The organism is Mesorhizobium prunaredense (assembly GCF_900156895.1).
Lineage (GTDB): Bacteria > Pseudomonadota > Alphaproteobacteria > Rhizobiales > Rhizobiaceae > Mesorhizobium > Mesorhizobium prunaredense.
Genome location: NZ_FTPD01000023.1, coordinates 423,289 through 441,298 on the forward strand (window position 1 = coordinate 423,289; position 18,010 = coordinate 441,298).

At 64.5% G+C, this 18,010-nt stretch carries 12 protein-coding genes; 1 reads left to right on the plus strand and 11 read right to left on the minus strand.

The window, feature by feature from the left end; all coding sequences use genetic code 11:
• Positions 1-98 precede the first annotated feature (98 nt).
• From BQ8794_RS19695 to BQ8794_RS19710, 4 genes are all read right to left on the minus strand, one after another.
• Positions 99-983 (minus strand): transglutaminase family protein, encoded by an 885-nt coding sequence (locus BQ8794_RS19695; RefSeq protein WP_077380302.1) that lies wholly within the window; start codon positions 981-983, stop codon positions 99-101.
• Positions 984-1,023: 40 nt separating this feature from the next.
• Positions 1,024-3,429 (minus strand): circularly permuted type 2 ATP-grasp protein, encoded by a 2,406-nt coding sequence (locus BQ8794_RS19700; RefSeq protein WP_077380303.1) that lies wholly within the window; start codon positions 3,427-3,429, stop codon positions 1,024-1,026.
• A 6-nt stretch (positions 3,430-3,435) separates the two neighbouring features.
• Entirely contained in the window at positions 3,436-6,813 is a 3,378-nt protein-coding gene (locus tag BQ8794_RS19705) for a transglutaminase family protein (protein WP_077380304.1), read from the minus strand.
• A 123-nt stretch (positions 6,814-6,936) separates the two neighbouring features.
• Positions 6,937-8,142 carry an acyl-CoA dehydrogenase gene (locus BQ8794_RS19710; protein ID WP_077380305.1) on the minus strand — a complete coding sequence of 402 codons (1,206 nt, stop codon included), beginning with the start codon at positions 8,140-8,142 and terminating at the stop codon, positions 6,937-6,939.
• Positions 8,143-8,330: 188 nt separating this feature from the next.
• Between BQ8794_RS19710 and BQ8794_RS19715 the strand changes: the two genes are divergently transcribed.
• Positions 8,331-9,227: a LysR family transcriptional regulator gene (locus tag BQ8794_RS19715; protein WP_077380306.1), complete on the plus strand. Its 897-nt coding sequence runs from the start codon at positions 8,331-8,333 to the stop codon at positions 9,225-9,227.
• Here BQ8794_RS19715 and BQ8794_RS19720 read toward each other — a convergent pair whose 3' ends face one another.
• The 7 genes from BQ8794_RS19720 to BQ8794_RS19750 form a co-directional block, all read right to left on the minus strand.
• Entirely contained in the window at positions 9,228-11,537 is a 2,310-nt protein-coding gene (locus BQ8794_RS19720; protein ID WP_077380307.1) for a Tex family protein, read from the minus strand. It lies immediately after the preceding gene.
• Between the two features lie 128 nt (positions 11,538-11,665).
• Entirely contained in the window at positions 11,666-12,847 is a 1,182-nt protein-coding gene (locus BQ8794_RS19725) for a serine hydrolase domain-containing protein (RefSeq protein ID WP_077380308.1), read from the minus strand.
• Between the two features lie 25 nt (positions 12,848-12,872).
• On the minus strand, positions 12,873-14,069 hold the full coding sequence (locus BQ8794_RS19730) for a serine hydrolase domain-containing protein (RefSeq protein WP_077380309.1): 1,197 nt from the start codon (positions 14,067-14,069) through the stop codon (positions 12,873-12,875).
• A gap of 67 nt (positions 14,070-14,136) precedes the next feature.
• Entirely contained in the window at positions 14,137-15,171 is a 1,035-nt protein-coding gene (locus tag BQ8794_RS19735; RefSeq protein ID WP_077380310.1) for an ABC transporter substrate-binding protein, read from the minus strand.
• 13 nt (positions 15,172-15,184) lie between these two features.
• Positions 15,185-15,991 (minus strand): ABC transporter permease, encoded by an 807-nt coding sequence (locus BQ8794_RS19740; RefSeq protein WP_027153204.1) that lies wholly within the window; start codon positions 15,989-15,991, stop codon positions 15,185-15,187.
• On the minus strand, positions 15,984-16,904 hold the full coding sequence (locus BQ8794_RS19745; RefSeq protein WP_077380311.1) for an ABC transporter permease: 921 nt from the start codon (positions 16,902-16,904) through the stop codon (positions 15,984-15,986). The genes BQ8794_RS19740 and BQ8794_RS19745 overlap by 8 nt, the downstream gene beginning before the upstream one ends.
• A complete protein-coding gene (locus BQ8794_RS19750) occupies positions 16,904-17,998 on the minus strand; it encodes an ABC transporter ATP-binding protein (RefSeq protein ID WP_077380312.1) in 1,095 nt (364 codons plus the stop codon). The genes BQ8794_RS19745 and BQ8794_RS19750 overlap by 1 nt, the downstream gene beginning before the upstream one ends.
• Between the last annotated feature and the right edge of the window lie 12 nt (positions 17,999-18,010).

Below are 18,010 nucleotides of genomic sequence, written 5' to 3' on the forward strand. Positions count from 1 at the left end.
GCGTTCAGAATGATGTCAGCGCACCGCATGTGCGTTCGACGGGCCGTCTTCTCTGTCTACCTTCGGCGCCTACAAATCGATTGCGGCCTCGCTTGCCGTCATGCCTTTTCCAGCACAACCGGAATGACGTCGACAGCCTGCTCGCCGACCTGTCCGCCCGTCGTCTTCAGGACGCCGACGATCGGCGCTACATCCGAATAGTCGCGGCCGTGGCCGACGGTGATGTGGTCGTTGCTTGCCCGCATGCCGTTGGTCGGATCGAATTCCTGCCATCCGGTGTCGCGCCCGCACCACACCTTGACCCAGGCATGCATGGCGTCGGCCCCTTCCAGTCGCGGTTTTCCGCGCGGCGGGATGGTGCGCAGGAAGCCGCTGACATAGCCGGCGGGAATACCGAGGCCGCGCAGGCCGGCGATCATGATGTGCGAAAAATCCTGGCAGACACCCCGCTTCAGGCTGAAAGCATCGCTCGCCCGGGTCTGCACCGTGGTCGCCTCGCCATCGTAGGTGAAATCGCGATGAATGCGGTTGCACAGGTCCATGGCGGTACCGACGACAGAACTGCCGGCACTGCTGCGCGCATACCCCGTGATATCAGCGTCGACGCCGGCATGGTCGCTGGCGGCCAGAAAGTGATGCGGTGTATCAGGCGACAGCGACCGCACCGCTTCGAGTTGTTCCCGCAGCCGGCGAATGTCGGGCGACACGTCAAGCCCGGCTTCCGGCCGCGAGACGGCGACGCGCGCGCTCATCCTGATGTCGAGCGCATCATGGGCATCGCGAAAGGCGATCGACGTGACATTGTTGCCGAAGAAATCGGAAAAGTCGGAGCGTTCGCTCGGCGCCGGCGCGAAGGACAGCGAAGCGGCGATCACGCGCTGCACGCCCGATATCGTCGGCGGCAGCACGCGCACCTGATGGCGGCCGCCGCCGGCTGCAGCATCATAATCGTAACGCAGATTGAGCCTGATGTCGTAGAGCATGCCAGCCTTTATCCGAACCAGCCCTTACCCGAAATAAGCCTTAGCCAAAATAGGCCTTGGCGAGGCTGTTATAGAGGCCGCCGATCTCGCTGGCGAGATCGTCAAGGGCCTTCGCCGTCATGTCCGACGGCTCCTTGATGGCGATTGCTGTATTGAGCTGCAATATCTCTTTCGCCGCCGGCGACATATGCCCCTCGCCGCCGACAGCAGGCAACAGCGCGATTTCGGCCTTCAGCCGCTCGAGTTGGAACAGGATGGAGCGCGGGTTGAGCGGATCGAGCACCAGGAGGTCGATCACCGTGCGCCTGCCGGCCTGCACCGGATACTGCCGCCGGTGGGTCATCACGCTGTCGCCGATCTCCAGCATCATGTCGAGCGCGCCTTCGGGCGCCGCAGCCCTGGTCAGCCGGGCGAGCGTTCGGGCGATCTGGATGCCGCGTTCCAATCGCCGGCCGATCTCCAGGAACCGCCAGCCGGTGAAGCGATACATGTTCTCATGCAGCAAGCCGGAAAACCCGGCGAGCTTGCGCAGGATGACCGTCATCGCCCGCGTCGCGTCATCGCCCGGCGCCACCGTTGTCGCGAATTGATGGATGGTCTTCGACAGATCCTTCAGCGCCAGCCAGCCGTCGGGCGAGAAGCGGTCGCGGATCTGTCCGGCGCTGTAGACGGCGCTGTCCAGCGTGCCGATCAGCCCCGGCGGGATCGCCGCCGCGACGTCGATGCCGAACGGTTCGAGATGGTCTCTGATATCGGCAAGCAAAGGCATGTCCGGGTCGGAGGCCTCGGCCAGCCGCACGTGATAGGCGCGCAGGATGCGCACCGTGTCTTCCGATCGCTCGATATAGCGGCCGAGCCATGTCAGGTTTTCCGCAGCGCGGCTGGGCAGGCTGCCCGGCGAGGTGCGGATGAAGCTGTCATGCTCCTGCGGCAGCAGCGTCTCGCGCTCCACCGGCCTGTCGCTGACCACCCAAACATCCGCCGCCTGGCCGCCGCGCTGCATGGCGATTGCGGTCGGGTCGAGCGAAAAGCCGACGCGGGCAAAACCGCCAGGCATCACCGTCCAGCCTTCCGGCGTTCGCGCCAGATAGACGCGCAGGGCTGCCGGCCGCGGCTCAAGCCAGCCGCCGACATAGACCGGCGTGGTCGAAAGCGTCACCGCTTCCTGTCCGACGAAGGCGCCGCCGTCCCGTTCGATCCGGGCTATCAGTTCGGCCCGTTCCCCGGCGACCAGCGCCGAGCCCAGCCTGGTGCAATCGTCATCCTCGAAGGCAAGCCGCGTCGACAGCGCCGGACCGATCACCATGCGGTCGAGGTTGGCCAGCACATGGTCACGGTCCGCGTCCCGCCCGCACCACCATGTCGCGACGCTCGGCAAGAGAAGCTCCTCATTGCGCAATTCGCGCGAAATTTTTGGCAGGAAAGCGAACAGCGCCCGCGTTTCCATCAGCCCGGAGCCGAGTGCGTTGACGGCTGAAACGGCTCCCCGGCGGATCGCCTCGACCAGCCCTGGCGTGCCGATCTGCGAATCCGGCCGCAGCTCCAGCGGATCGGCGAAGGCGGCGTCGAGCCGCCGCCACAGCACGCTGACCGGCATCAGCCCGGAAACCGTGCGCACCATCAATCGACCGCCGGAGACGGTCAGATCCTCGCCTTCGAGCAGCATGATGCCGAGATAGCGGGCGATATAGGCATGCTCGTAATAGGTTTCGTTGAGTGGCCCCGGCGTCAGGATGGCGACACGGCCGCCTGATCCCTTGGCCAGGCCGTTAAGCGCGTCGCGAAAGCGACGGAAGAAGCCGGCAAGGCGGTGCACATGCATCTCGCCATAAATGTCGGACAGCGCACGCGTGGTGGCGACGCGGTTTTCCAGCGCAAAGCCGGCGCCCGACGGCGCCTGCGTGCGGTCGCCCAGCACCCACCAGCGGCCATCCGGACCACGGCCGAGCTCGAACGCGCAGAAATGCAGGAAATGGCCGCTGGCCGGTCTGGTGCCGACGACGGGGCGCAAATATTCCGGGCTGGCCGCGATCAGCCCCGCCGGCAGGATGCCTTTCTCAACCAGGCGATTCGGCCCGTAGATATCGGCAATCGTTTCCTCGAACAGCTCGGCCCGCTGGACCAGGCCGGCACTGATCGCAGCCCATTCCTGCTCCTCTATCAGGAGAGGCACATGCGCCAGCGGCCATTCGCGCTCATTGGCGCCGGCCTGATCGTAGAGACGGTAATAGACGCCGGCGTCGCGCAGATACTGGTCGGCGCGGGCGAAACGCTGGGCGAGCTTTTCGGGCCCCAGATCTTCCAGCGCCTCGATGAACTCCTTCCAGACCGGACGGGGATTGCCTGATGCATCGACCATCTCGTCGACGACGCCGTCGATCGGCTGGTAGTGCTCCAGCAGGTTATGCGGCCTGCCGCGTATTTCCTGGTGATTCCCCTTTGCCATGGCCGATCAGAGTCTTGCAGGCCGCCGCAGGTCAAGGGTCATCGGGAAATCCTCAGAGGCTTGTTCGTCGCGCAGCACGTAGCCGGACGGCGTATGGCCGCGTGGCTCGAAGCGGGCGAGCCGCCGCGCCTCCGCTTCGTTGCCGTTGACCGGGAAGGTGTCGTAGCTGCGCCCGCCGGGATGCGCGACATGGTAGACGCAGCCGCCGATGGCCCGGCCCGACCAGCGATCATAGATGTCGAAGACCAGCGGCGTGTTGACCGGCAGCGCGGGATGCAGCCCCGATGCCGGCTGCCAGGCTTTGAAGCGGACCCCTGCCACCGCAATCTCTCTGGTGTCGGTCACCTTCATCGGCACGATGCGGCCGTTGCAGACGACGGCATGACGCTCCGGGTTTAGCCCTTCCGTCTTCACCTGCAGCCGCTCGACCGAGGAATCGACGAAGCGCACGGTGCCGCCGATGGCGCCCTGCTCGCCCATGACATGCCACGGCTCCAGCGCCTGCCGCAGTTCCAGCTTGATGCCGGCATGCTGGACCTCGCCGCAGAACGGGAAGCGGAATTCGAGCTGCGCGTCGAACCATTCGGGACGGAATTCAAAGCCGTTCAGCTTGAGGTCGTCCAGCACGTCGAGAAAGTCAGCCCAGACATAGTGCGGCAGCATGAAACGGTCATGCAGCGACGTGCCCCAGCGCACGAAACGGCCATCGAGCGGGTTCTTCCAGGCGCGGGCGATGATGGCGCGCACCAGCAATTGCTGCGCCAGGCTCATGCGCGCATTGGGCGGCATCTCGAAACCGCGGAACTCGACCAGCCCCAGCCGGCCGGTCGGGCCGTCGGGCGAAAACAGCTTGTCGATGCAGATTTCCGAACGGTGGGTGTTCCCAGTCACGTCGGTCAACAGGTTACGAAACAGCCGGTCGACCAGCCACGGCAGCGGTGCCGCGCCCTGGTTCGGATGCGGCACCTGCGCCATGGCGATCTCGAGCTCGTAGAGCGAATCGTGGCGCGCCTCGTCGAAGCGCGGCGCCTGGCTGGTCGGGCCGATGAACAGGCCTGAGAATAGATAGGACAGCGACGGACGGCGTTGCCATTGCAGGACAAGGCTTTTCAACAAATCGGGGCGGCGCAAAAACGGACTGTCGTTGGGCGTCGCGCCGCCGACGACGACATGGTTGCCGCCGCCTGTGCCGGTGTGGCGGCCGTCGATCATGAACTTGTCGGCGCCAAGTCGCGTCTGCCGCGCCTCCTCGTAGATCGCCGTGGTCGTCGCCACGCAGTCCTGCCAGTTCGCAGCCGGATGGATGTTCACCTCGATGACGCCGGGATCCGGAGCCACGCGGATGACGTTGAGGCGCGGATCGTGTGGCGGGCCGTAGCCCTCGATATGCACCGGCAGCCCGATAGTTTTTGCCGCATTCTCGGCCGCCGCGACAAGTTCGAGATAATCTTCCAGCGCCTCGACCGGCGGCATGAACACACAAAGCCGTCCGTCGCGCGGCTCGACCGACAGCGCGGTGCGCACCGCGCCGCCGATCTCGGTGATCTCCTGTTCGACGCGGTCCTGCTGGCCGGTCGCTGCGGTGAAGGACGCCGCCTGTTGACGGCGCGCCATTTCGTCGGCGCCTTCAAGTTCGGCCGGGGCAGCCTCCGGCAAAGGAGCGGCCTCAGGCAAAATCGCCTCGCGCGCCGGCAACGGTCCGCGCGGCAGCGATGGGTCGACCGGCACGATGTAGGGGAACTGCGCCGGCGGCACATGGGGAAGCGTGCCGAGCGGCAGGCGGTAGCCGACCGGTGAATCGCCCGGCACCAGGAACAGCCTGCCGCGCCGCGTCTTCCATTTCTCCGAACGCCAGCGCGGTCCCGACGCCTGGCTGTTCCAGCGCTGGACAGGCAGTACATAGCCCGACGGCTTGGTCAGGCCGCGCTCGAACACCCGCGCCATGCGGCTGCGCTCCTCGGGGTCGTCCAGCTTCGAATTGGACGGATCGACATTCTCCGGCAGCTTGCCTTCCTTGAGCAGCCACTCAGCCGGGTCCTCATAGGCTTCGCTGACCATGGTGTTGTCGATGCCGAGTTCATCGGCAATCGCCGTCAGCAGGCTTTCCGCCTGCTTCGGCCCGACATCTGCGTCGCTGTTCTCCCGCGCGATCAGCGACGGGTCGCTCCACACCGGCTCGCCGTCGGCGCGCCAGTAGAGTGAGAAGGTCCAGCGCGGCAGGCTTTCGCCCGGATACCACTTGCCTTGCCCGTAGTGCAGGAAGCCGCCGGGCGCGAAACGCTCACGCAGCCGGCGGATCAGCGCATCGGCCTTTTCGCGTTTTGTCGGGCCGACGGCAGCGGTATTCCATTCCTCCGCCTCGAAGTCGTCGATCGACACAAAGGTCGGCTCGCCACCCATGGTCAGCCGCACGTCTCCGGCCTCCAGCGCGGCGTCGACCTGCCTGCCCAATGCGTCAAGCGCCTGCCAGCTTTCGTCGGAGAATGGCTTGGTGATGCGGGGGTGCTCGGCGATGCGGTCGACCCGCATGTCGAAGCCGAACTCGACATTGGCGAAGCTGGCCATGCCGGAAATAGGCGCGGCGTTGCGGAAATGCGGCGTGGCGGCCAGCGGCACATGGCTTTCGCCGGTGAGCAGGCCGGAGGTCGGGTCGAAGCCGATCCAGCCGGCGCCCGGCAGGTAGACCTCGCACCAGGCATGGAGATCGGTGAAGTCGACGGCGGTGCCGGGCGGTCCGTCAAGCGCGACCAGGTCGGGCTTCAGCTGGATCAGGTAGCCGGAAACGAAGCGCGCGGCGATGCCGAGGTTCCTCAGGATCTGCACCAGCAGCCAGCTCGTATCGCGGCACGAGCCTTTCTTGGCGGCCAGCGTTTCCTCCGGCGAAAAAACGCCGGTTTCCATCCGCACGATATAGGCGATCTCGCGCTGCAGGCGCGCATTGAGGTCGACGACGAAATTGACGGTGTTGGTTGGACTGCGATCGATGGTTTGCAGGAACGCCGACAGCAGCGGTCCGGCCGGTTCCGGCGTCCGGTAGATGGCGAGATCGGCGCTGATCTCTTCCGGGTATTCGAATGGAAAGATCTCGGCCGACGGCTCGACGAAAAAATCGAACGGATTGTAGACCGTCATGTCGGCGACGAGGTCGACCTCGATCTTCAGTTCCGTCACCGGTTCCGGAAACACGAAGCGCGCCAGGAAATTCCCGTAGGGATCCTGCTGCAGATTGACGAAGTGGTTCGCCGGCCCGACCTTCAACGAATGGCTGAGCACTTTGGTGCGGGAATGCGGCGCCGGCTGCAGCCTGATGACCTGCGGGCCGAGGACGACCGGCCGGTCATATTTGTAATGGGTCAGGTGGTAGACGGCTGCCAGAATTGCCATGGGACCCCGAAAGTCGGCGTTTCAAACGAACTCGCCGAACCCTGACACAAATACTGGCCATTCTCCAAGCAGAGATGTTGCGCTGCATCTAATTTAAGCAGCGTTGCCGGCCTAGGGGCCGGCTTAGAAAAACGCCTGCAATCCGGTCTGCGCCCGTCCGAGGATCAGCGCATGCACGTCATGCGTGCCCTCATAGGTGTTGACCGTCTCCAGGTTCTGCGCGTGGCGCATGACGTGGTAGCCGATCTGGATGCCGTTGCCGCCATGCATGTCGCGGGCCTGGCGGGCGATGTCGAGCGCCTTGCCGCAATTGTTGCGCTTGACGATCGAGATCATCTCCGGCGCCATCTTGCCCTCATCCATCAGCCGCCCGACCCGCAAGCTGCCCTGCAGCCCCAGCGCGATCTCGGTCTGCATGTCGGCGAGCTTCTTCTGGAAAAGCTGGGTGCCGGCCAGCGGCTTGCCGAATTGCTTGCGGACGAGGCCATATTGGCGGGCCCGGTGCCAGCAGTCTTCCGCCGCGCCCATCGCCCCCCAGGAAATGCCGTAGCGCGCCCGGTTGAGGCAGCCGAAAGGCCCCTTCAGGCCCGACACGTTCGGCAGCAGCGCATCCTCGCCGACCTCGACTCCTTCCATCACCACTTCGCCGGTGATCGACGCGCGGAGACTGAGTTTGCCGCCGATCTTTGGCGCCGACAGCCCCTTCATGCCCTTTTCCAGCACGAAGCCGCGAATCTCGTTGTCCTGCGCGCCCCCACTCTTGTCGGACAACTTTGCCCAGACGACGAACACGTCGGCGATCGGCGCGTTGGAAATCCACATTTTCGAGCCGGAGATCCTGTAGCCGTTCGCCGTCTTCTCGGCCCGCGTCTTCATGCCGCCAGGGTCGGAACCGGCATCCGGCTCGGTCAGCCCGAAGCAGCCGATCCATTCGCCTGACGCCAGCTTCGGCAGGTATTTTTTGCGCTGCGCCTCCGAGCCATAGGCATGGATCGGATACATCACCAGCGACGACTGCACGCTCATCATCGAGCGATAGCCAGAATCGATGCGCTCGACTTCGCGCGCCACCAGGCCGTAGGTGACGTAGTTGGCGCCGAGCCCGCCATATTCTTCCGGAATGGTGATGCCGAGCAGACCCGCCTCGCCCATCTCGCGAAAGATCCCGGCATCGGTCTTTTCCTCGAGATAGGCTTCCTCGATCCTCGGGGCGAGCTTGTCGGCGGCGAATGCCGCTGCGCCATCGCGCACCATCCGCTCGTCTTCCGACAACTGGTCCTCGATCAGGAAAGGATCGTCCCAGACGAATGCGTTCTTGTCGGCGGCCATGGCTCTCGCTCTCCAGACTCTTGCATGTCGCCCAAAAGCTTGCCCTCGGGCCTGACCCGAGGGTGTCCGGCGGTTTTGGGATAACGACATGCATAAAACAACAACATGAATTGGGCGGCTTATCGGCTTCCGGCTCGAAAAAATCAAACGAAATTGCTTCGCCAATCAATGAGCGCTAGTAATGGATCATGAACGTGCAGCGCCGCCTCTTGCCTGGTATCAGCGCCCTTGCCGCCTTCGAGGCAGTGGCCCGGCTGGGCAGCTTTACCGCCGCCGCACGCGAACTCGATCTGACCCAGGGTGCTGTCAGCCGCCAGATCAGGCTTTTGGAGGACCAGTTCGGCCGCCAGCTGTTCGAACGCGACAGCCGCAATGTCAGGCTGTCGACGGCCGGTGAGATCTATGCCGAAGCGGTGCGCGCCGCCTTGGGTCAATTGCGCGACGCAGCGCTTGGATTGATGAGCAATCGGCATAGTGGCATCTTGAACCTGGCGATCCTGCCGACCTTCGGCACGCGCTGGCTGATGCCGCTCATCCCGGATTTCGTCGAAAACAACCCTGACATCACCATCAATTTCGTCACCCGCATCGGCCGTTTCGACTTCGCCCGCGAAAGGCTCGACGCCGCCATCCATTACGGCCTGCCCGACTGGCCCGATGCCGACTCGACGCTGCTGGTGCGCGAGACGGTGGCGCCGGTTGCATCGCCCGAATTTCTTGCCGGCCGCGCCATTGCCACAGCCACCGATATCGGCCGGCTGCCGCTGCTGCATATGGCGACGCGGCCCGGCGCATGGACCGAGTGGTTCGAGCATCAGGGATTGAGCGCACCGACCGGACCCGGCATGCAGTTCGAGCAGTTCGGCACCGCCGCCCAGGCCTGCATGGCGGGGCTCGGCGTGGCGCTGCTGCCGCAGGTCCTCATCTCGGGCGAGTTGCAGCGTGGCCAGTTGGCGCCGGCGCCGGGCCGGCCGATGCAGAGCCGCAGCGCCTATTACCTCGTCGTGCCGCATGACAAGCGCGGCCATCCGCCGGTCGCCAGTTTTCGCGACTGGCTGCTGCGCCATGTGCCGCCGGAGAAATAGCTACTTGCGCTTCAGCGCATCGGCCAATGCGGCGCCGAATGCGCCCTGCCCTGCCGGCCGCTCCGGCTGACGCTGCGGCGCCGGCGCGCGCGGCGCCGGTCTGTTGCCATTGTCGCGCGGCTTCGGTGTGCCGCCGCCGTCACCATCCCTGCGCATCGACAGGCCGATGCGCTTGCGCTTGATGTCGATGTCGACGACGCGCACCTTGACCACGTCGCCGGCTTTGACCACCTCATGCGCATCCTTGACGAAACGGTCGGCCAGTTGCGAGACATGCACCAGGCCGTCCTGATGCACGCCGATATCGACGAAGGCGCCGAAAGCGGCGACATTGGTGACAGTGCCTTCCAGCAGCATGCCTGGCTTCAAATCCTTGATGTCGTCGACGCCGTCGGCGAAGGTCGCGGTCTTGAAGCCGGGCCGCGGGTCGCGGCCGGGCTTTTCCAGTTCCGCCAGGATGTCGCGCACCGTCGGCAGGCCGAACCGCTCATCGACGAAGGCACGCGGATCGAGCGCCTTGAGAGCGGCACTGTCGCCCATCAGCGAGCGGAGGTCGCGTCCGCAGGCCGCCACGATTTTTTTCGCCACGCCATAGGCTTCGGGATGCACGGCCGAGGCATCGAGCGGTTCGGTGCCGTTGGCAATGCGCAGGAAGCCGGCGCACTGCTCGAAGGCGCGAGGTCCGAGCCGCGCCACCTTCAACAGGTCGCGGCGGCTGGCGAAAGGGCCGGTCGCGTCACGATGCGCGATGATCGCCTCGGCCAGCGAGGCGCCAAGGCCCGAAACCCGGGCCAGCAGCGGCGCCGAGGCGGTGTTGAGGTCGACTCCGACGGCGTTGACCGCGTCCTCGACCACCGCTTCCAGCGAGCGGCCGAGCCGGTACTGGTCGACGTCATGCTGATACTGGCCGACGCCGATCGACTTCGGCTCGATCTTGACCAGTTCGGCGAGCGGATCCTGCAGACGTCGCGCGATCGACACGGCGCCGCGCAGTGACACGTCGAGGCCGGGGAATTCCGCCGCTGCCGTCGCCGAGGCGGAATAGACCGAGGCGCCCGCCTCGCTGACGATCACCTTGAGCGGCTTCGGCCCGCAATCCGACGGCATGTCCGACAGCATGTCGGTCACCAGCCTTTCCGTCTCGCGGCTGCCGGTGCCGTTGCCGATGGAAATCAACTCGACCTTGTGCACGCGGATGAGTTTTGCCAGTTCGGCCTGCGTGCCGCGCACGTCATTCCTTGGCGGAAACGGATAGACCGTCGTCGTCGCCAGCAGCTTGCCGGTGCCGTCCACCACCGCCGCCTTGACGCCGGTGCGGATGCCGGGGTCGAGCCCCATCGTGGGGCGCGAGCCGGCCGGGGCAGCGAGCAGCAAATCCTTCAGATTGCGGGCGAAGACATGGATCGCCTCCTCCTCGGCCCGCTCGCGCAGATCCCGCATCAAATCGAGCGTCAGGTGCAGCGACAGCTTTATGCGCCAGGTCCAGCCCGCCACCTCCATCAGCCAGCGATCGCCCGGCAACTGGCGGCCGATGGCGTAGGCATCGGCAATCATCCGTTCGACCGGCTTCACCGGCGACGCGTCGTCGGCATCGACCTCGATGTCGAGCGACAGCACCTCTTCGTTGCGGCCGCGCAGCATCGCCAGGGCGCGATGGCTCGGCACGTTGGCCCAGCGTTCGACATGGTCGAAATAGTCGGAGAATTTCGCGCCGGCTTCCTGCTTGCCGTCGACGAGGCGCGACCGCATGAAAGCGCGTTCCTTCATGTAGGTCCGCAGTCTGCCGACCAGGTCGGCATTCTCGGCGAACTGCTCGGACAGAATGTCGCGTGCGCCCTCGAGCGCCCCCTTGGCATCGGCCACCTCTTCACTGATGTAGGCCAGCGCCAGTTCGGCCGGCACCGCCGCGCGATCGGCAAGGATGGCCTCGGCCAGCGGTCCCAGCCCACGCTCGCGCGCGATCTCGGCTTTGGTCCGGCGCTTCGGCTTGTAGGGCAGATAGATGTCTTCGAGTTCCGCCTTGGTGGCGGCCGCCGCGATCTTGGCTTCAAGCTCTTCGGTCAGCTTGCCCTGCTCGCGGATCGAACCGAGAATGGTGTCGCGGCGCGCGTCGAGCTCACGCAGATAGGCGAGCCGCTCGGCCAGCAGGCGCAGCTGCGTGTCGTCCAGACCGCCGGTGACCTCCTTGCGGTAGCGCGCCACGAACGGCACCGTCGCGCCTTCGTCCAGCAGCCCGATCGCCGCGGCGGCCTGTTCGGGCCGGGCAGTGATCTCGGCTGCGATAATTGCTGCGATGCGCTCGGATGCCATGTCGTTCCTGCTGTCCTGTCGAAAAGAGCGGCGACCATAGGCGCAGAGCGTCGCTCCGCCAACCGCGGCGTTTTCAACCGCTCAATAGCTCCACAGGAAAGCTGCGATGGCGGTCAGCCTGGATTGGGTCAGTTCATCCGGCTCAGCGCTTCGAAGAAGGCGACCATATCGACATCAAGGGGCTCATCGACCGGTTCCGGCTGCGACGACATCTTTGCGATGACGACCTCCGCCTTGGGATCGACGTAGAGCCACTGGCCGTGGATGCCGATACCGCAGAAAGCGCCGCTGGCCGCGCCGGTCTGGTACCATTTGTTGCGGTAGCGGCCTTGCGGGAAGAGGAATGCCATCATGCCACGCTGCCAGGCGTCGGTGTCTCCGCCTGTGCTGACAGTGTCGCGCACCCAGGCTTCCGGCACGATGCGGCGGCCATTGGCCGTGCCGCCCTGCCGCATCATCTCGCCGACCCGCGCCAGATCGCGCGGCGTCACCGAAATGCCGCCGGCCGTGCGCGCAGTGCCGGCCATATCGACTGTCACCGAGGCTTCGCTCATTGCGCCAAGCGGCAGCCACAATTTCTCGTGCATCGACTCGGCGAAGCGCTGGCCGGACGCGCGTTCGAGCAGGATGCCGAGCAGGTCGGAATTGGGCGAGCGGTAGCGGAACGTCCGGCCATGCGGCTCGCCAAGGCGCTGCAGCGACAGGATGAAGTCGGCCAGGCTTTCCGCGCCGCCGCCCGGATTCCACAGCGTCGCGCGGCGATAGCGGGCAAACGCGCTTTCCGGATCGAGATAGGCTTCTTCGAAGTCGAGGCTGACGCTCATATCGAGCACATGCCGCACGCTGGCATCGCCATAGGCCGAGCCGGCAGCTTCCGGCAGATAGCGGGTCACCGGCGCCTGCGGATCGAAAATCCCCTCGCCTTCCAATATGCCGGCCAGAATGGCGGTCAGCGACTTGCTGATCGAGAAGATGATGTGGCGGGCGCCGAACGCCATATGCGGTGCGAACCAGTCGCCGACGATATTGCCGGCTTTCATGATCGTCAGCGCGTCGGTGTCGGAGCGCGTGAGAAAGGCCGCAACAGTCTCCGCGCCGCCGGCCAGCGCGACCTTTTCGCCAAGCAGCCCGTCAAGATCCTGTGCCGGGACCTCACTGCCGCTTGACGCTGCAGCGACGCGTGCGCTCGGCACCAATTCGCCGACATTCTGGAACGACCACCGGCTGAACGGGCTTTCGCGCCAGTTGCCGAGCAGCACCTTGTTGCGGGCAAAACCATGTCTGATCTCGAACGCGGTCCTGCCGTTCATCGCTAGTCCTTTCACGATTTTTGGCTTAGCCAAGCGCGGCGCCGATCGCGTGCACGGCTTTCATCGTCGCCACCGAATAGGCGATGTTGATGAAATCCGGGTAGCTCGAAAGCTTCACCACGACCATTCTCGTGTTCCAGTCGATGTGGATCAGCTGCCCGAACACGCCACGGCACATCAGCGCGCGTGAGCGCGGGTCCTCGATCCAGAACTGGTTGCGGTAGCTGCCTTGCGGCAGGCTGGGGCTGAAGTCGGGGCCATGCCTGCCGGTGCGCGTCGCCTCGATCCAGTCGGCCGGCACCACACCGCCGCCATTGTCGAGGATCAACTGGCCGAAACGGCCATAGTCGCGCAGCGTGGCGTTGAAACCGCCATCGGCGATGGCGTAGCCGGCGCTGTCGACGGTGAAGCAGGCGCTCTCATCCGCGCCGAGCTTTTGCCAGAGTTCTTCCGAAACCAGTTGCGCCAGCCGCTTGCCGGTTACCCGTTCCATGATGAAGGCGAGCACGTCGGTCTCTATCGAACGGTATTCGAAGGCAGCGCCATGCCGCCGGCTTGTCTTCTTGAGCCGCAGGATCAATTCGAACATATGCGACGGCCACTCGAAGGCCGGGTCGCTGCCCGGCGGCACGGGCTTCCAGCCGCTGGCGACATCGACCTGACCGATATCGGAATAGCGGTCGGTGTATTCCTCGGAAAAACGCACGCCGGTCGTCATGTCGAGCACGTGCTGCACGCTGGCGCCGGCCCAGCCGGTAGCTTCCAGCTCCGGCAAATAGGTCGTCACCGGCAAGGCCGGATCGATCAGGCCGCGCCCGGCGAGTATGCCGAATACCGAGCCTGTGACTGACTTCGCCATCGATTGCGACAAATGCAGCGTGCGCTCGGTCATGCCGTTGCAATAGCGCTCATAGGCGATCTTGCCGTCCTTGAGTACGAGAAACCCGTCCGTATAGGTTTCGTCCAGCAGCCCGGCCAGCGTCGTCGGCTGCCCCGTGCTGTCACTCACCGGCAGCGCGTCGAGATCGACCTCGGTCCGCTCGAACCGGCGGCGATGGCCATTGCCGCGCCAGACTTCGACGGTCGGCAGGATTTCGCGGATGTGCTGGAACGCCCAGCGATTCCAGGGTCCCCTGTCCCAGTCGAGCTTCGGCGGCACCATCTTGGGCGGCGAGCCCTGCATGATCGGCGGCACCGGTTCACTGTTGCGATAGGAGGTCATGAGATGCGTCCCGGCAATATGAAAACGGACCCGGCGGCGCGCGCCGCCGGGTCCGTCAACGATGCGATCACTTCTGCAGTTCGGTCCAGATCCTGGTGTAGAGTGCCTGCACGTCGGGCGCGCAGGTCAGCATGAACGTGCCCTTGTCGGCGAACTCGGCGGGGATGTTGACCTCCGGCGCCGTTTTCATGTCCTCGGGCATGAAGGCTTCCGATCCCTTGATGCCGTTGGCGTAGCGCGCGAAAGACGAGATCATCGCGGCGTTCTCGGGATCCATGACGAAGTTCTGGAACAGCTTGGCGTTTTCGACGTTCTTGGCGTCCTTCAGCACCGCAAGATTGTCCATAAAGATTGGATAGCCCTCCTTCGGATAGCCATAGACGAAGTCCTTGTTCTGCAGGCGGGAGCGAAACGACGCGCCGTTCCAGTCGACGCTGGCGGCGAAGTCGCCCTTGGCGAACTTCTCGACCGTGCCGTAGTCCATGGAGATCCATTTCGGCTTGGCCGCCACCAGCACATCGCGCACCTTCTTCAGCACCTCCTTGTCGCCGGTGCACGGCTCGCCGCCGACATATCTGATGGCGAGATGCATGACGTCGGCCATTTCGGGAACGACGTTGATCTTGCCGACCAGTTCCGGCGGCGGATCCAAGAAGATGGCCGAGGTGTTGGGATCGCCCTTGTAGACTGCGGTGTTGACCGTGACGCCAGTCGTGCCCCACTGCCACGGCACGGTGTATTTGCGGCCCGGATCGAAGGGAACATCGACCCATTTCGGATCCATGTTCTTGAAGTTCTCCATCTTGTTCGGCTCTGTCTCCAGGAGCAGCCCTTCCTGGATCCAGATCGGCACGAAGCTCGCCGAGGGCACCACGACATCGAAGCCGCTGCCACCCTGCCTGATCTTGGCCAGCGCCGTGTCGTTGGAATCGTAGTCGGTGACGGTCACCTTGACCTTGTATGTCTCTTCGAATTTCTTGACGAGCTCGGGGCTGGTGTAGTTGCCCCAATTGTAGATGTTAAGTTCGCCGTCGGCGCGGGCGAGACCCACCGAGGCGAACAGCGCGGCGCCGAGTGCCGTCGCAGTCAGTTTCCACTTCATCGTATCTCTCCTGTCACTCGTGATCCTTTTTCCTGCTGATGAAAAAGAAGACGGTGACGATCAATATCGAGATCAGCAGGAACACCGTCGAAATTGCGTTGATTTCCGGTGTGATAAAGCGCCGGAACTGGCCGAGCATGTAGGTCGGCAACGTGTCCTGGCCGCCGGACTTGACGAACTCGGTGATGACGACGTCGTCCAGCGAGATGACGAAGGCCAGCATCAGCCCGGCAAGGATGCCTGGCCACAGCAGCGGAAAGGTGACGCGCCGGAAAGCCTTCCAGGGTGTCGCGTAGAGGTCGGCCGCCGCGGTCTCCAACGACAGGTCCATGCTCTCGAGCCGCGCCCGGATCGGCAGATAGGCAAAGGGAATGCAAAAGGCGGTATGCGCCGCCATCAGGTAGCCCAGCCCCGAATAGCCGGTCCAGATCTTGATGCGCGAGAAGAAGATCAGCAGCGCCACCGCAGTGACGATCTCCGGCACCATCAGCGGCTGGTTGATGAAGGCGTATTTGAAGCCGAGGCCGGGATAGGGTTTGGTTCGGGTCGTGGCGAGTGCAGCCATGGTGGCGACGATCGTGGCAATGGTGGCGGCGACCAAAGCGATCTGCAGCGACCGGATGGCGGCATCGACGACCTGGCTGTTGTTCCAGGCCTGGTAGAACCAGCGCAGCGACACGCCTTCCCAGACCGCGATCGAATTGCCTGAATTGAAGGCATAGACGACAAGCGTGACGATCGGCAGGTACAGCGCGAAGAAGCAGATCATTGCGATGGTGGTGAAGCCGGTCTGCCGGCGGACATCGAAGCGGCTAGCCATGCGCGCCATCCCGGCGCCCGACGGAGCGGACGTAGAAGAGCAGCGCGACCATCACGATCGCCATCAGGGACAGCGACAGCGCCGAGCCGAGCGGCCAGTTGCGGCCTTGCCCGAACTGCAGCTCGATCAGACTGCCGAGCATCATATTCTTCGACCCGCCGAGCACGCGCGGGGTGACATAGGCGCCCAGCGCCGGGATGAAGACAAGGATCGAGCCAGCGATGATGCCGGGCTTGACCAGCGGGATGATGACCCGCCTCAGCACCTGGAAGCGGTTGGCATAGAGGTCGTAACCCGCCTCGACCAGCCGGAAGTCGATCTTTTCCATGCTGGCATAGAGCGGCAGCACCATCAGCGGCAGATAGACATAGGTCATGCCGACCATCAGCGCGAAATCGGTGAACATCATCTGGATCGGCTGGCTGATGATGCCGAGCTTGATCAGCACCGTGTTGACGAGGCCCTCATTGCGGATCACCTCCTGGATGGCGAAGGTGCGGATCAAGAGATTGGTCCAGAACGGGATGGTGATCAGGAACAGCCAGATGTCGCGCTGGCGCGCCGGCCGTGTGGCGATGAAATAGGCGGTCGGGAAGCCAAACAGCAGCGTCAGGATCGTTGTCAAAAACGACAGCTTGGCCGAGCGCCAGAAGATCGACAGATGCGCATCGGCGAAGGCCAGAGTGTCGTCGAAGATGTCGCGCTGCATCAGCACCGACAGCCAGCCGTCGGTCGAGAATTTCCACACCACGCCGCCATAGGGCCCCGGCGTCAGGAATGAGTAGATCACGACGATCAGCAGCGGGCCGGTCGCCGCGAGAAAGATGATGATCAGTGCCGGCGCCGACAGCAGCCAGCGATCGCGGATCTCTCGGCGCTCGGCTTCCTCCGCGACCTGTTCCGCGCTCGCCATCAATCCCTCAGCACTTGCGCGGCGTCGTTGCCGATCGAAATGCCGACCTTGTCGCCCCGCTCGAAACCGCAGCCGGCGCTGCGCGTGTTCTGCTGGCGCACTGTGAAGCTCTCGCTGCTGTCCAGGCGAACATGGATGTGGGTGTCGGTGCCGAAATAGACGATGTTTTCGACCGTGCCCGACAGGTCGCCCTTGCCGCTGGTCAGCTTGGCATGTTCGGGCCTGACCACCACGGTGGCATTGTCCTTCGGCTGGAAGCCCTCAGCCACGGTCGCGTCGATCGTCGCGCCGGATTTGAGCGTTGCCCGTGCCTTGCCGTTGCCCATGCCTGATATGGCCGCCGTCAGGAAATTGGTTTCGCCGATAAAGTCGGCGACGAAGCGCTCCGCCGGCTTGTCATAGATATCCCAGGGCGTGCCGACCTGCAGGATCTTGCCCGACGACATCACCGCGATCCGGTCGGACATGGTCAGCGCTTCTTCCTGGTCGTGGGTGACGAAGATGAAGGTGATGCCGGTCTCGTGTTGAAGCCGCTTCAGCTCGATCTGCATCTCCTTGCGCAGCTTGAAGTCGAGCGCCGACAGCGGTTCGTCGAGCAGCAGCACTTTCGGCTGCGGCGCCAGGGCGCGCGCCAGCGCCACGCGCTGCTGCTGGCCGCCGGAAATCTGGCTGGTGCGGCGGTTGCTCAGCGCCTCCATCTTGACCAGCTTCAGCATCTCGGCGACCCGCGCCTTGACTTCGGTCTTGGGCTTGCCGAGCATTTCGAGGCCGAAGCCGATGTTCTCGGCCACCGTCATGTGCGGGAACAGCGCATAGTTCTGGAACACGGTGTTGACCGGCCGCCTGAACGGCGGCAGCGGCGCGATGTCCTGGCCATGCAGCAGAATCTCGCCGGCGCTCGGGAAATCGAAGCCGGCGATCAGCCGCAAAAGCGTCGTCTTCCCGCAGCCGGACGGACCAAGCAGCGTGAAGAACTCATTTTCGCGGATCGACACCGAAACCGTGTCGAGGGCGGCGACCTGTGACTCCCCGCTACCGAAGACCTTGCGGACACCACGAACTTCAATTGCACTTCTACCCGGTTGTTCCGGCACGATTACCCCATT

Coding starts and splice junctions, on each gene's coding strand:
- BQ8794_RS19695 (WP_077380302.1), bottom strand. CDS start 983: ATGCTCTACGACATCAGGCTCAATCTGCGTTACGATTATGATGCTGCA.
- BQ8794_RS19700 (WP_077380303.1), bottom strand. CDS start 3,429: ATGGCAAAGGGGAATCACCAGGAAATACGCGGCAGGCCGCATAACCTG.
- BQ8794_RS19705 (WP_077380304.1), bottom strand. CDS start 6,813: ATGGCAATTCTGGCAGCCGTCTACCACCTGACCCATTACAAATATGAC.
- BQ8794_RS19710 (WP_077380305.1), bottom strand. CDS start 8,142: ATGGCCGCCGACAAGAACGCATTCGTCTGGGACGATCCTTTCCTGATC.
- BQ8794_RS19715 (WP_077380306.1), top strand. CDS start 8,331: ATGAACGTGCAGCGCCGCCTCTTGCCTGGTATCAGCGCCCTTGCCGCC.
- BQ8794_RS19720 (WP_077380307.1), bottom strand. CDS start 11,537: ATGGCATCCGAGCGCATCGCAGCAATTATCGCAGCCGAGATCACTGCC.
- BQ8794_RS19725 (WP_077380308.1), bottom strand. CDS start 12,847: ATGAACGGCAGGACCGCGTTCGAGATCAGACATGGTTTTGCCCGCAAC.
- BQ8794_RS19730 (WP_077380309.1), bottom strand. CDS start 14,069: ATGACCTCCTATCGCAACAGTGAACCGGTGCCGCCGATCATGCAGGGC.
- BQ8794_RS19735 (WP_077380310.1), bottom strand. CDS start 15,171: ATGAAGTGGAAACTGACTGCGACGGCACTCGGCGCCGCGCTGTTCGCC.
- BQ8794_RS19740 (WP_027153204.1), bottom strand. CDS start 15,991: ATGGCTAGCCGCTTCGATGTCCGCCGGCAGACCGGCTTCACCACCATC.
- BQ8794_RS19745 (WP_077380311.1), bottom strand. CDS start 16,904: ATGGCGAGCGCGGAACAGGTCGCGGAGGAAGCCGAGCGCCGAGAGATC.